Origin of the sequence: Serratia marcescens (genome assembly GCF_006715005.1) — a bacterium.
Lineage (GTDB): Bacteria > Pseudomonadota > Gammaproteobacteria > Enterobacterales > Enterobacteriaceae > Serratia > Serratia montpellierensis.
Genome location: NZ_VFMJ01000001.1, coordinates 33,484 through 47,432, shown reverse-complemented (window position 1 = coordinate 47,432; position 13,949 = coordinate 33,484). Strand labels below are relative to the sequence as shown.

Here is a 13,949-nt window from a genome sequence, read left to right as displayed (position 1 = left end):
TTAGTACTTCAGCATGAAAGAACGATAGGCCTTCAACACCAGCAGGAAATCCTCAACGCCGCAGAATGAGAGGCTTTCTTCGTCGTAGTAGTTCATGCCCTCCTCCATTTCATCGCCTTCGAACTCCAGCTGATTGGCGCGGATCATCACTTCTTCACCATCCATCAACAGCGTATATTCATGGCCTTCCAGCTGCCATTGACGCTCGCTACCTTTGACCTCGGCCGCACCGGCTTCTATGCGGTCCAGCAGGTTGAAATCGCCTTTGACTTCTTCGTTGATCCAGTGGCCAATCGCTTCATGCCCCATCGAAAATCTGACGATCACCTGACCGGTGACGTCACGCAGAAATTCGTAATCCATAGCATGCCCTCCTGAGCCCTTTTTCTTAGTGTAAACATAAATTGATTGCTAACTCAGTGAGCGCTCGCAAAGTTGGCAACTCGGCCAAATAAAACCTCGGCGGCGCGCAATATAGCGGCTTGCGGCGGCGATGGGAAGACGCCGGCCGCAATCGCTCAAGGAAAGCGAAGCGGTGCGTCATCGCCGCGCGGCGCTTGCCCACCATGCGGAAAGTCTGCGGATAATCCGCCGAGCGCGGGTTATTTATTTGAATCATGTAGATACCGTGGAGATGTATGTCATGATTTTATCGGGATTATATTTTCCCTTTAAAATAAACAAGTTATTAATTCCTGGCGCGACGCGGCTTTATTGACATCCCCTCAATATCGATTAGCTTTTAAATAAAGGAGCTCTAATTATGTGCACCAGCGGCCAGAGGTGTTCTCACCTCCTTCATACCTATCACCACGATCAGGATGTGTGCCATGAAATACATAACCTCCATTATCGCACTGAGCATGATGTTTTCTGCATCGGCGTTCGCCGCCAAACAAATAACGCTTGAGGAATCAGCCAACTACACCAAACTTGGCGATCTCTCCATTCAGCAGACCGGCGTGCCTACCGTCGGCCATAAATATATTTCCTCAGAGGTTGATAAAAAGTGTAATGAGCTTAGCGGGCTGGATGGAAAAGACTGTTTCTATCGCATCGTCTCCGCCAGCGGGCAAGAGAGCGATCACAAGGATATTCATGTAGAGATATTTAAAAAATAGCCCATTTAGCCGCGTGCCGACCTCGTCTCACCACGATGAAGATGCGGCTGGATGCAGGCCAATTCTCGTATCAGAGGCTTGAAAATGAACGCTATTTTATCGAAATATCCAGTGTTGTTACTGGCGTGCTTACTGCTGCTGCCCACGACCCGAGCAGCCGCAGATGTCATCGTCAATATCGGCCCGGAACCCGCCTGTCCCTATGGTTATTACGATTATGCACCTTACTATTGCGCCCCCTACGGTTATTACGGCCCCGATTGGTTTATCGGCGGCAGATTTATCGGCGCAGGCCCTTGGTTTCACGGCCCGCGAGAATTTCGCGGCCATGTGGATAACCGTTTCGATCCCAAACACGGTTACCGAGGCGCATTCCCTGAACGTGGGGATGTCCCTTTCAATCATTTTAGGGGTAATGAGATCCGCAACGGGCGTGGCTAAGCAACAGGATGTCCGGGTGAATACGGCGGCAATAAAAAATGGGGCCCTTAAAGGGCCCCATGGTTTGATCTAATGCAAATTCGAATTAAACCGCGGTTTGGAAGATCACGCCGTCGGCTTTTTCGGTGTACTGCCCCAACTGGTCAAAGTTCAGGTAACGGTAGGTATCCGCCGCCGTCTTGTCGACCTGCGCCATGTAGGTCTGGTATTCGTCCGGCGTCGGCAGGCGGCCCAGCAGGGACGCAACCGCAGCCAGTTCGGCAGACGCCAGATAGACGTTGGCACCGGTGCCCAGACGGTTCGGGAAGTTACGGGTCGAGGTGGAGACCACCGTCGCGCCGTCCGCCACGCGCGCCTGGTTGCCCATGCACAGCGAGCAGCCCGGGATCTCGATACGAGCACCGCTCTTGCCGAAGACGCTGTAGTAGCCTTCTTCGGTCAGCTGAGCCGCATCCATCTTGGTTGGCGGCGCCACCCACAGACGGGTCGGCAGCTGGCCCTTGTGCTGATCCAGCAGTTTGCCGGCCGCACGGAAGTGGCCGATGTTGGTCATGCAAGAACCGATGAACACTTCATCGATTTTGCTGTTGGCCACGTCGGACAGCAGGCGTGCATCGTCAGGATCGTTCGGCGCGCACAGGATCGGCTCTTTGATCTCGTTCAGATCGATGTCGATCACCGCTGCGTATTCCGCATCCGCATCGCCTTCCAGCAGCTGCGGATCCGCCAGCCATTTTTCCATGCCCTGAATACGGCGCTCCAGCGTACGGCGATCGCCGTAGCCTTCGGAGATCATCCACTTCAGCAGCACGATGTTGGAGTTCAGGTACTCTTCGATCGGCGCCTTGTCCAGCTTGATGGTACAACCGGCGGCGGAACGTTCGGCGGACGCATCGGTCAGCTCAAACGCCTGCTCGACCTTCAGGTCCGGCAGGCCTTCGATCTCCAGAATGCGGCCGGAGAAGATGTTTTTCTTGCCCTTCTTCTCGACGGTCAGCAACCCTTGCTGGATCGCGTAGTAAGGGATGGCATGCACCAGATCGCGCAGGGTGATGCCCGGCTGCATTTTGCCTTTGAAGCGCACCAGCACCGACTCAGGCATATCCAGCGGCATCACGCCAGTCGCGGCGGCAAATGCCACCAGGCCGGAACCGGCCGGGAAGGAGATACCGATCGGGAAGCGGGTGTGGGAATCGCCGCCGGTGCCGACGGTGTCAGGCAGCAGCATGCGGTTCAGCCAGGAGTGGATCACGCCGTCGCCCGGACGCAGCGAGACGCCGCCGCGGTTCATGATGAAGTCAGGCAGCGTATGGTGCGTAGTCACGTCGACCGGTTTCGGATACGCGGCGGTGTGGCAGAACGACTGCATGACCAGATCGGCAGAGAAGCCGAGGCAGGCCAGGTCTTTCAACTCATCGCGGGTCATCGGGCCGGTGGTGTCCTGAGAACCGACGGAGGTCATCTTCGGTTCGCAGTATTCGCCAGGGCGAATACCGGCGACGCCGCAGGCGCGGCCGACCATTTTCTGCGCCAGCGAGAAGCCTTTGCTGCTCGCGGCAACCGGTTTGGCGATACGGAACACCTCGCTGTGCGGCAGACCCAGCGCTTCGCGCGCCTTGGTGGTCAGACCGCGGCCGATGATCAGCGGGATACGGCCGCCGGCGCGCACTTCATCCAGCAGCACGTCGGTTTTCAGCTCGAAGTTGGCGATCAGCGCACCGGTCTCGTGGTTGCGCACTTCACCTTTGTACGGGTAAACGTCGATCACGTCACCCATGTTCAGCTCGGACACGTCCACTTCGATCGGCAAGGCGCCGGCATCTTCCATGGTGTTGAAGAAGATAGGCGCAATCTTGCCGCCCAGCACCACGCCGCCGCCGCGCTTGTTCGGCACATGCGGGATGTCATCGCCCATAAACCACAGCACGGAGTTGGTGGCGGATTTACGGGAAGAACCGGTGCCGACCACGTCGCCGACGTAGGCCAGCGGGAAGCCTTTCTTGTTCAGCAGCTCGATCTGTTTGATCGGGCCTACGCTGCCCGGCTGATCCGGCACGATGCCTTCACGTTCGTTTTTCAGCATCGCCAGCGCGTGCAGCGGGATGTCCGGGCGCGACCAGGCGTCCGGCGCCGGAGAAAGGTCATCGGTGTTGGTTTCACCGGTGACTTTGAACACGGTGACGGTGATCTTTTCCGCCAGCTCAGGGCGCGACAGATACCATTCGGCGTCGGCCCAGGACTGCATTATCTGTTTGGCGTGCGGGTTACCGGCCTTAGCCTTATCTTCCACGTCGTAGAAGTTGTCGAACATCAGCAGCGTGTGGGACAGCGCTTTAGCGGCGATAGGCGCCAGCTTTTCGTTGTCCAGGGCATCGATCAACGGATGAATGTTATAACCGCCCTGCATGGTGCCTAACAGTTCAATGGCTTTCTCGGGGGTAACCAGGGGGGATGTCGCTTCGCCTTTGGCGATGGCCGCCAGGAAACCTGCTTTGACGTAGGCGGCTTCGTCGACGCCCGGTGGAACACGGTTAATCAGCAGGTCTAACAGGAATTCTTCTTCGCCTTTTGGCGGATTCTTCAGTAGTTCGACCAGCGCGGCCATTTGGGTGGCGTCTAGCGGCTTAGGGGCGATGCCCTCAGCAGCACGCTCGGCTACGTGCTTACGGTATTCTTCTAGCACGACGTTCTCCTCGCTCTCATTGTCATTTATTGTGCCTGGCGTATATGCAAACCGGGTTTATACCCTTGGGGTTTCACTCTGTGGCTAGGCGATCGGCCCGTAAAGGCCCCGAAACGGTGATTGGGGCAAACAAGCACGGTCAAACAGCGTTACAGCATGAAAGACTGATGGGTAGAGCGCACGGCGATATTGATGCCATCTATCCTGACGGGGCACTGCTGTCGATGTCCTGGACTGTAAGGTACAGTGCCCGGTTCCGCTCAGCCAGCATATCAGGATTTGAAACGGTTGTTAATTCGTTCACATAAAAGCAACATTAAATCTTTGCTGAATCGTTGAGCGCAGCGTAATCGGCTGCCGGACTAGCAGGGCATTATATCCATATAGTTAGAAAGGATATAAGCAGGAGGATCGGAATTTGGCGCAGCGGCCACAAAAATACCGCTTGGTGCATCTGAGCAAAAAAAAAACGGCCCCTTCTCAGGAGCCGCTTGTTAACCGGTCAAGCCAGCAGAATTACTTCTTCTTGGCTTTCGGGTTAGGCAGGTCGGTGATGCTGCCTTCGTAGATTTCCGCCGCCAGGCCCACGGATTCGTGCAGGGTCGGGTGAGCGTGGATGGTCAGCGCGATGTCTTCCGCGTCGCAGCCCATCTCGATAGCCAGACCGATTTCACCCAGCAGCTCGCCGCCGTTGGTGCCGACAATCGCGCCACCGATGATGCGGTGAGTTTCTTTGTCGAAGATCAGTTTGGTCATGCCGTCTGCACAGTCGGAAGCGATCGCACGGCCGGAAGCCGCCCACGGGAAGGTGGAGGTTTCGTAGCTGATGCCTTTCTCTTTCGCTTCTTTCTCGGTCAGACCCACCCATGCCACTTCCGGCTCGGTGTAAGCGATGGATGGGATCACTTTCGGATCGAAGTAGTGCTTCATGCCGGCGATAACTTCTGCGGCAACGTGGCCTTCGTGCACGCCTTTGTGCGCCAGCATCGGCTGACCGACGATGTCGCCGATAGCGAAGATGTGCGGCACGTTGGTGCGCAGCTGTTTGTCGACGTTGATGAAGCCACGCTCGTCAACTTCAACACCGGCTTTACCGGCATCCAGCAGTTTGCCGTTCGGCACGCGGCCGATCGCCACCAGCACCGCGTCGTAACGCTGTGGTTCTGCCGGCGCTTTTTTACCTTCCATCGTGACGTAGATGCCGTCTTCTTTGGCTTCTACTGCGGTCACTTTGGTTTCCAGCATCAGGTTGAACTGCTTGCTGATACGTTTGGTGAAGACTTTCACCACGTCTTTATCTGCCGCCGGGATAACCTGATCGAACATTTCAACGACGTCGATCTGTGAACCCAGCGCATGGTATACGGTGCCCATTTCCAGGCCGATGATGCCGCCGCCCATAACCAGCAGACGCTCTGGGACGGTTTTCAGTTCCAGCGCATCGGTGGAATCCCACACGCGTGGATCTTCATGAGGAATGAATGGCAGTTGGATCGGACGAGAACCTGCAGCGATGATGGCGTTGTCGAAGTTGATGGTGGTTGGGCCGTTTTCGCCTTCCACAACCAGGGTGTTAGCGCCGGTGAACTTGCCCAGGCCGTTGACCACTTTCACTTTACGGCCTTTCGCCATGCCAGCCAGACCGCCGGTCAGCTGAGTGATGACTTTTTCTTTCCAGACGCGCACTTTGTCGATGTCGGTTTTCGGCTCGCCGAAAACGATGCCGTGTTCGGCCAGCGCTTTGGCTTCTTCGATCACTTTGGCAACGTGCAGCAGTGCTTTGGAAGGGATACATCCCACGTTCAGGCAAACCCCGCCCAGAGTGGAATAACGTTCAACCAGAACGGTTTCAAGACCTAAGTCAGCGCAACGAAAGGCTGCAGAGTAACCTGCCGGGCCCGCCCCAAGTACCACGACCTGAGTTTTAATTTCAGTACTCATCATGACCTCTTAATTGATTGTCCGGCGGGTCAGACGTCATTTTTATTGCTAATCGATCTCATAACGCCCTTCATCCACCGGGACGCTTACACCGCGAGCAGTTTACAGAATTGTTAATAATCTGCAAAGCGTGTTCGAGTGACCCGTGTCTCAACAATTTTGTCGAGTTGTGCAAAATCCGACAAAACTGCTACAGAATCGTCAGGGGCGCAGCATGCTGCGCCCCTTTTGCATTACATCACCAGACGGCGAATGTCGGACAACATGTTGTTGATGATGGTGATAAAGCGCGCCCCATCGGCACCGTCGATAACGCGGTGGTCGAAGGACAGCGACATCGGCATCATCAGGCGCGGCATGAACTCTTTACCGTTCCAGACCGGCTCCATCGCAGACTTGGAGACGCCCAGGATAGCCACTTCCGGCGCGTTGACGATCGGCGCGAAGTGAGTCGTCCCGATGCCACCCAGGCTGGAGATGGTGAAGCAGCCGCCCTGCATCTCGCCCGCGGTCAGCTTGCCGTCGCGCGCTTTCTTGGAGATGGCCATCAGTTCACGAGACAGCTCGGTGATGCTCTTCTTGTTCACGTCCTTGAACACGGGAACCACCAGGCCGTTCGGGGTATCTACCGCCACGCCGATGTTGATGTATTTCTTCAGCGTCAGCTTCTGGCCATCTTCGGACAGCGAGCTGTTGAAGCGCGGCATCTGCTCCAGAGCGGCAGCAACGGCTTTCATGATGAACACGACAGGCGTGAACTTCACGTCCAGCTTGCGCTTGGCCGCTTCTTCGTTCTGTTGCTTGCGGAAAGCTTCCAGATCGGTGATGTCGGTTTTGTCGAAGTGAGTCACGTGCGGGATCATCACCCAGTTGCGGCTCAGGTTCGCGCCAGAGATCTTCTGGATGCGGCCCATTTCGACTTCTTCGATCTCGCCGAACTTGCTGAAGTCCACTTTCGGCCATGGCAGCATGCCTGGCAGACCGCCGCCGGCAGCCGCCGGAGCCGCTTCAGCGCGTTTCACCGCGTCTTTCACGTAAGTCTGAACGTCTTCGCGCAGGATGCGGCCTTTACGACCGGTGCCCTTCACTTTCGCCAGGTTAACGCCGAATTCACGCGCCAGACGACGAATGACCGGGGTCGCGTGCACGTAGGCCGCGTTCTCGGCGAACTCGCCTTTATCGTCAGCTTTCGCAGCCGGAGCGGCGGCTTTAGCGGCGGCCGGCGCCGGCGCAGCGTCCGCTTTAGCGGCTGGAGCGGCGGCAGCGGCAGGCGCAGCGCCTTCCACTTCGAACACCATGATCAGAGAGCCGGTTTTCACTTTGTCGCCGCTCGCGATCTTGATCTCTTTCACGGTACCCGCGAACGGCGCAGGCACTTCCATGGAGGCCTTGTCGCCTTCCACGGTGATCAGAGACTGCTCGGCGGCAACCTTATCGCCCACCTTAACCATCACTTCGGTCACTTCGACTTCGTCACCGCCGATATCCGGCACGGCGACGTCTTTGGCTGCAGAGGCCGCAGGTGCTGCAGCGGCAGCAGGGGCTTGCGCCGCAGCCGGGGCCGCAGCGGAAGCGGCGCCGGCCACTTCGAACACCATGATCAGGGAACCGGTTTTCACTTTGTCGCCGGTCGCGATCTTGATCTCTTTCACGGTGCCCGCGAACGGCGCAGGCACTTCCATGGAAGCCTTGTCGCCTTCTACGGTGATCAGGGACTGCTCGGCTTCCACCTTGTCGCCCACTTTCACCAGGATCTCGGTCACTTCGACTTCGTCGGCGCCGATGTCCGGCACGGCAACGTCTTTGGCCGCAGCGGCGGCCGGGGCAGCTGCTGCCGCCGGTTTTTCTTCCGCTTTCGCCGCCGGTTTTTCTTCCGCTTTCGCCGCCGGTGCAGCTTCCGCTGCGCCTGCCGCTTCGAAGATCATGATCAGTTTGCCGGTTTCGGTTTTATCGCCGACCGCCACTTTGATCTCTTTCACCACGCCCGCCTGCGGGGAGGGCACTTCCATGGAAGCCTTGTCGCCTTCCACGGTGATCAGCGATTGTTCCGCTTCAACTTTATCGCCGACCTTCACCAGAATCTCGGTGATTTCGACTTCATCTGCACCGATGTCCGGTACGTTGATTTCGATAGACATTATTCAGTACCTCTTAGGCCAGACGCGGGTTAACTTTTTCCGGGTTGATGTCGAATTTCTTGATTGCATCAGCAACCACAGAAGCTTCGATCTCACCGCGTTTAGCCAGTTCACCCAGAGCAGCAACCACCACGTAAGATGCATCGACTTCGAAGTGGTGACGCAGGTTTTCGCGGCTGTCCGAACGACCGAAGCCGTCGGTGCCCAGTACGCGATAATCGCTGGCCGGCACATAAGTACGAACCTGTTCGGCGAACAGTTTCATGTAGTCGGTAGACGCTACCGCCGGCGCGTCGCTCATCACCTGAGCGATGTAAGGTACGCGTGGCGTTTCGGTTGGGTGCAGCATGTTCCAGCGCTCGCAGTCCTGGCCGTCGCGCGCCAGTTCGGTGAACGAGGTCACGCTGTAGGTGTCGGAACCCACGCCGTAGTCCTTCGCCAGGATCTGCGCAGCTTCGCGCACGTGGCGCAGGATGGCACCGGAGCCCAGCAGCTGTACCTTGCCTTTGCTGCCTTCCAGCGTTTCCAGCTTGTAGATACCCTTGCGGATACCTTCTTCCGCACCCTGCGGCATCGCAGGCATGTGGTAGTTTTCGTTCAGCGTGGTCAGGTAGTAGTACACGTTTTCCGGGTTGTCGCCATACATGCGCACCAGACCGTCGTGCATGATCACCGCCACTTCGTACGCGTAAGCCGGATCGTAAGAGATGCAGTTAGGGATGGTCAGAGACTGAATGTGGCTGTGGCCATCTTCGTGCTGCAGACCTTCGCCGTTCAGGGTAGTACGGCCCGAGGTCCCGCCGATCAGGAAGCCGCGCGCCTGTTGGTCGCCCGCTGCCCAGCACAGGTCGCCGATACGCTGGAAACCGAACATCGAGTAGTAGATGTAGAACGGAATCATCGGCAGATCGTTGGTGCTGTAGGAAGTCGCTGCGGCCAGCCAGGAAGAGGCTGCACCCAGTTCGTTGATGCCTTCCTGCAGGATTTGGCCTTTCTCGTCTTCTTTGTAGTAAGCAACCTGCTCACGGTCCTGCGGAGTGTACTGCTGGCCGTTCGGGCTGTAGATACCGATCTGACGGAACAGACCTTCCATACCGAAGGTACGCGCTTCGTCGGCGATGATTGGTACCAGGCGATCTTTGATCGACTTGTTCTTCAGCATCACGTTCAGGGCACGCACGAAGGCGATAGTGGTGGAGATCTCTTTGTTCTGCTCTTCCAGCAGCGAGCTGAAATCTTCCAGCGCCGGCATTTCCAGCTTCTGGGTGAACTCAGGCAGACGCGTCGGCACGTAGCCTTTCAGCGCCTGGCGACGTTCGTGCAGGTATTTGTACTCTTCGGACTCTTTGTCGAAGGTGATGTACGGCAGTTTTTCGATGTCAGCATCGGCAACCGGCACGTTGAAACGATCGCGGAAGTGGTGAACCCCTTCCATGTTCATTTTCTTCACCTGGTGAGCGATGTTTTTACCTTCCGCGGTTTCACCCATGCCGTAACCTTTGATGGTGTGGGCCAGGATAACGGTCGGTTTGCCTTTGGTGTCCTGCGCTTTTTTCAGTGCAGCGAAGATTTTCTTCGGATCGTGACCACCACGGTTCAGCGCCCAGATTTCGTCGTCGGTCATGTCTTTGACCAGCGCCGCGGTTTCCGGGTAACGGCCAAAGAAGTGCTCACGCACGTAAGCGCCGTCTTTGGATTTGAAGGTCTGGTAGTCGCCGTCCAGGGTCTCGTTCATCAGCTGAACCAGTTTACCGCTGGTGTCTTTACGCAGCAGTTCGTCCCAACGGCCGCCCCAGATCACTTTCAGCACCTGCCAGCCTGCGCCGGAGAAGATGCCTTCCAGTTCGTTGATGATCTTGCCGTTGCCGGTAACCGGGCCGTCCAGGCGCTGCAGGTTGCAGTTGATGACGAACACCAGGTTGTCCAGCTTCTCGCGGGTCGCGATGGTGATGGCGCCTTTGGATTCCGGCTCATCCATTTCACCGTCGCCCAGGAAGGCGTAAACGGTCTGCTCAGAGGTATCTTTCAGGCCACGGTGTTCCAGGTATTTCAGGAACTTCGCCTGATAGATGGCGCTGATTGGGCCCAGGCCCATGGAAACGGTCGGGAACTGCCAGAATTCCGGCATCAGCTTAGGATGCGGGTAAGAGGACAGGCCATTGCCGTGCACTTCCTGACGGAAGTTGTTCATTTGTTCTTCGGTCAGGCGGCCTTCAAGGAAGGCACGCGCGTAAACGCCCGGAGAGATGTGGCCCTGGAAGTACACCAGGTCGCCGCCGTCTTTCTCGTTGCATGCGCGGAAGAAGTGGTTAAAGCAGACTTCATAGAAGGTCGCGGAAGACTGGAAGGAAGCCATGTGGCCGCCCAGCTCCAGGTCTTTTTTGGATGCGCGCAGAACGGTCATGATCGCGTTCCAACGGATCGCAGAGCGAATGCGGCGTTCCAGATCCAGGTTGCCTGGGTAGGCCGGTTCGTCTTCTACCGCGATGGTGTTGACGTAGTTGTGCGCTGCAGCACCGGCCGCAACGTTAACGCCGCCTTTGCGGGCTTCTCCCAATACCTGATCAATCAGAAACTGAGCTCGCTCAACACCCTCTTCACGGATGACCGATTCGATCGCCTGCAGCCAGTCGCGGGTTTCGATCGGATCCACGTCATTGTTTAAACGTTCTGACATGGTGGTATTCCTTATCTGTCTAATGGTTTGTTTGGAGCCTGTCTTCCTGTGCTCTGTGCAAAAACACACGAAGACAGGCCCATCAGTTTAGTTGCCGCTTAAGTACTTAACTAAGTACCTCGAACTTAACCCCCGCAGGCTGGTGTACCCTGAAGAGGACAGCTCTTAATCCTTGCGTTGCTGGAGACGCCGTAGCGATCTCTCGCGCCGAGTATGCTCCCGGCTGAGATCCAGCAAGATTTCCTCGATAAACGCCAAGTGGCGATGCGAGGCTTCACGGGCCTTTTCCGGCTCGCGTGCCACAATCGCCTCAAAAATTCCGGCGCGGTGGCTGCTCACTTTTGCCAACATCTCACGGCGCGAGTAGAGCAATTCAAAGTTCTGACGCACGTTCTGTTCCAGCATCGGCCCCATGCAGCGTAGCAGGTGAAGTAACACAACGTTGTGGGCAGCTTCGGTCACGGCGATTTGATACTGCATGACCGCATCGGCTTCGGCGTCGAGATCGCCGCTGTCTTGAGCCTGTTGAATCACGATGTGGCAGTCGCGGATGCGCGCCAGATCTTCATCGGTGCCGCGCAGCGCCGCGTAATAGGCGGCAATGCCTTCCAGCGCGTGACGGGTTTCCAGCAGATCGAACTGTGATTCGGGATGGTCGGCCAGCAGCTCGGCCAGCGGATCGCTGAAGCTCTGCCACAGATTAGTTTGCACGAAGGTGCCGCCGCCCTGACGGCGCAGGAGCAGCCCTTTCGCTTCCAGGCGCTGAATGGCCTCTCTCAGAGAAGGACGGGAGACATCAAATTGTTTCGCCAGCTCGCGCTCCGGAGGCAGTTTTTCGCCTGGGCGCAGTGTCCCCTCGAGGATCAGGTATTCGAGCTGTTGCTCGATAACATCTGACAACTTGGGTTGGCGGATTTTGCTGTAGGCCATGAGTGAATTCTTCTCTGCGAATGGCGCGGAGTCAATTGGTAATACCAATTTCAAAAACGTGACGGTAAAGTAACAAAGTATTCACCTCCTGTCCATACGGGCCTTGATCGAAATCAGGTTACCCGCACATTTTAACACCCCGCTGAAAACCCCGCTGCAAACCGGTAACGCCGTGATGGTATTACCATTTACGCGCCCGGTTGGGGATTTAACTTTTACCAAACCTTACGCAAGGCAGAGTGCAAACTTTTTGCCCGAGTTTTATTGCATGGTTATGACGCTTTAATGAATGGCTATTTGGCGAGCGGCGCAGCGGGAGTTCGTTCATTATTTGAACGCACGCCGCCGCTCGGATCTACGTTATTTTTGCGCATTATGTGATTTGTTGCTTATTTCATGCACTGAATCCCCCCCGCCGTCACACAACCCGCATTTTGTTTCCTAAACTGCTGCAATCTTAATCACTCACACGACAAAGCAGGTGCAAACCGACGCACATAACATTATTCTCTGCCAAACGGTAGCGGCGCCGTGGAATTAATAGCTATAACGCCGTAAATAAAACAAAACACACATCGTAACCACTGCTTTACAGGCATGTGGGCATTCACAACGACAGAGGGTTAGATTGATGGATGGTCAACAGCATGGTGACCAGCTGAAACGCGGCCTGAAAAACCGCCATATTCAGCTCATCGCCTTAGGTGGCGCAATCGGCACCGGGCTATTTCTCGGTATCGCTCAAACAATAAAAATGGCCGGCCCGTCAGTGCTTCTCGGCTACGCCATCGGCGGCTTCATCGCGTTTCTGATCATGCGCCAGCTGGGGGAAATGGTGGTGGAAGAGCCGGTCGCCGGTTCCTTCAGCCACTTCGCCTACAAATACTGGGGCAACTTCGCCGGCTTTGCCTCCGGCTGGAACTACTGGGTGCTGTATGTCCTGGTGGCAATGGCGGAGCTGACCGCGGTCGGTATCTACGTGCAGTACTGGTGGCCGGAGATCCCTACCTGGGTCTCCGCCGCAGTGTTCTTCCTGGCGATTAACGCCATCAACCTCGCCAACGTTAAAGTTTACGGCGAGATGGAGTTCTGGTTCGCCATCATCAAGGTGGTGGCGATTATCGGCATGATCGTGTTCGGCGCCTACCTGCTGTTCAGCGGCATGGGCGGCCCGGAAGCCACCGTCACCAACCTGTGGGCGCAGGGCGGGTTCTTCCCGAACGGCTTCATGGGCCTGGTGATGGCGATGGCGGTGATCATGTTCTCCTTTGGCGGCCTCGAGCTGGTCGGTATCACCGCCGCCGAAGCCGACAACCCGCAAAAGAGCATTCCGAAAGCCACCAATCAGGTGATCTACCGCATCCTGATCTTCTATATCGGTTCGCTGGCCATTTTGCTGTCGCTGTACCCGTGGGGCAAAGTGGTTGAAGGCGGCAGCCCGTTCGTGCTGATCTTCCACGCGCTGAACAGCAACCTGGTGGCGACCGTGCTGAACGTCGTGGTGCTCACCGCTGCGCTGTCGGTGTACAACAGCTGCGTCTACTGTAACAGCCGCATGCTGTATGGCCTGGCGCAGCAGGGCAACGGCCCGAAAAGCCTGCTGAAGGTCGACGGCCGCGGCGTACCGGTAGTGGCCATCGGCATCTCCGCCCTCGCCACCGCGCTGTGCGTGCTGATTAACTACCTGATTCCGGGCCGCGCCTTCGAACTGCTGATGGCATTGGTGGTATCGGCGTTGGTGATCAACTGGGCGATGATCAGCCTGGCGCACCTGAAATTCCGCGCCGCCAAAAACCGCGAAGGCGTGGTGCCGAAGTTCAAAGCGTTCTGGTACCCGTTCAGCAACTATCTGTGCCTGCTGTTCATGGCCGGCATCCTGGTGATCATGTACCTGACGCCGGGCATTCAAATCTCGGTGCTGCTGATCCCGGTATGGGTGGCGATCCTGGCCGTCGGTTACGCCATCAAACAGCGCAGCCAACGCGTCGACGGCGTCACCAGCCGTTGAATCCCGTGAC

Annotated in this window: 9 protein-coding genes; 3 read left to right on the top strand and 6 right to left on the bottom strand. The window is 56.9% G+C overall.

The genetic code is table 11. From position 1 onward, the window contains the following. Entirely contained in the window at positions 1-363 is a 363-nt protein-coding gene (gene yacL / locus FHU12_RS00230; protein ID WP_004937507.1) for a protein YacL, read from the bottom strand. A 467-nt stretch (positions 364-830) separates the two neighbouring features. Between yacL and FHU12_RS00225 the strand changes: the two genes are divergently transcribed. Both FHU12_RS00225 and FHU12_RS00220 read left to right on the top strand, forming a co-directional pair. After that, positions 831-1,121, top strand: coding sequence for a hypothetical protein (locus tag FHU12_RS00225; protein WP_228011744.1), 291 nt, complete (start codon positions 831-833; stop codon positions 1,119-1,121). A gap of 84 nt (positions 1,122-1,205) precedes the next feature. Next, positions 1,206-1,562 (top strand): hypothetical protein, encoded by a 357-nt coding sequence (locus FHU12_RS00220; RefSeq protein ID WP_141966675.1) that lies wholly within the window; start codon positions 1,206-1,208, stop codon positions 1,560-1,562. A gap of 85 nt (positions 1,563-1,647) precedes the next feature. Here FHU12_RS00220 and acnB read toward each other — a convergent pair whose 3' ends face one another. The 5 genes from acnB to pdhR all read right to left on the bottom strand — a co-directional run bounded on the left by acnB (position 1,648) and on the right by pdhR (position 11,931). Beyond that, positions 1,648-4,245 carry a bifunctional aconitate hydratase 2/2-methylisocitrate dehydratase gene (gene acnB / locus FHU12_RS00215; RefSeq protein WP_049200102.1) on the bottom strand — a complete coding sequence of 866 codons (2,598 nt, stop codon included), beginning with the start codon at positions 4,243-4,245 and terminating at the stop codon, positions 1,648-1,650. Between the two features lie 516 nt (positions 4,246-4,761). Beyond that, positions 4,762-6,186: a dihydrolipoyl dehydrogenase gene (gene lpdA / locus FHU12_RS00210; RefSeq protein ID WP_004937500.1), complete on the bottom strand. Its 1,425-nt coding sequence runs from the start codon at positions 6,184-6,186 to the stop codon at positions 4,762-4,764. Between the two features lie 233 nt (positions 6,187-6,419). Further along, entirely contained in the window at positions 6,420-8,324 is a 1,905-nt protein-coding gene (gene aceF / locus FHU12_RS00205) for a pyruvate dehydrogenase complex dihydrolipoyllysine-residue acetyltransferase (protein WP_141966673.1), read from the bottom strand. 13 nt (positions 8,325-8,337) lie between these two features. Continuing rightward, on the bottom strand, positions 8,338-11,001 hold the full coding sequence (gene aceE, locus FHU12_RS00200; RefSeq protein ID WP_141966671.1) for a pyruvate dehydrogenase (acetyl-transferring), homodimeric type: 2,664 nt from the start codon (positions 10,999-11,001) through the stop codon (positions 8,338-8,340). A gap of 165 nt (positions 11,002-11,166) precedes the next feature. After that, positions 11,167-11,931, bottom strand: coding sequence for a pyruvate dehydrogenase complex transcriptional repressor PdhR (gene pdhR, locus FHU12_RS00195; protein WP_004937490.1), 765 nt, complete (start codon positions 11,929-11,931; stop codon positions 11,167-11,169). Between the two features lie 631 nt (positions 11,932-12,562). On the opposite strand from pdhR, the gene FHU12_RS00190 reads away from it, so the two are divergent. Beyond that, positions 12,563-13,939 (top strand): amino acid permease, encoded by a 1,377-nt coding sequence (locus tag FHU12_RS00190; protein ID WP_141966668.1) that lies wholly within the window; start codon positions 12,563-12,565, stop codon positions 13,937-13,939. Positions 13,940-13,949: the final 10 nt, after the last annotated feature.

What these genes read in the sequence shown, in the direction of transcription:
- yacL (WP_004937507.1), bottom strand. Translation starts at nt 363, where the DNA reads ATGGATTACGAATTTCTGCGTGACGTCACCGGTCAGGTGATCGTCAGA.
- FHU12_RS00225 (WP_228011744.1), top strand. Translation starts at nt 831, where the DNA reads ATGAAATACATAACCTCCATTATCGCACTGAGCATGATGTTTTCTGCA.
- FHU12_RS00220 (WP_141966675.1), top strand. Translation starts at nt 1,206, where the DNA reads ATGAACGCTATTTTATCGAAATATCCAGTGTTGTTACTGGCGTGCTTA.
- lpdA (WP_004937500.1), bottom strand. Translation starts at nt 6,186, where the DNA reads ATGAGTACTGAAATTAAAACTCAGGTCGTGGTACTTGGGGCGGGCCCG.
- aceF (WP_141966673.1), bottom strand. Translation starts at nt 8,324, where the DNA reads ATGTCTATCGAAATCAACGTACCGGACATCGGTGCAGATGAAGTCGAA.
- aceE (WP_141966671.1), bottom strand. Translation starts at nt 11,001, where the DNA reads ATGTCAGAACGTTTAAACAATGACGTGGATCCGATCGAAACCCGCGAC.
- pdhR (WP_004937490.1), bottom strand. Translation starts at nt 11,931, where the DNA reads ATGGCCTACAGCAAAATCCGCCAACCCAAGTTGTCAGATGTTATCGAG.
- FHU12_RS00190 (WP_141966668.1), top strand. Translation starts at nt 12,563, where the DNA reads ATGGATGGTCAACAGCATGGTGACCAGCTGAAACGCGGCCTGAAAAAC.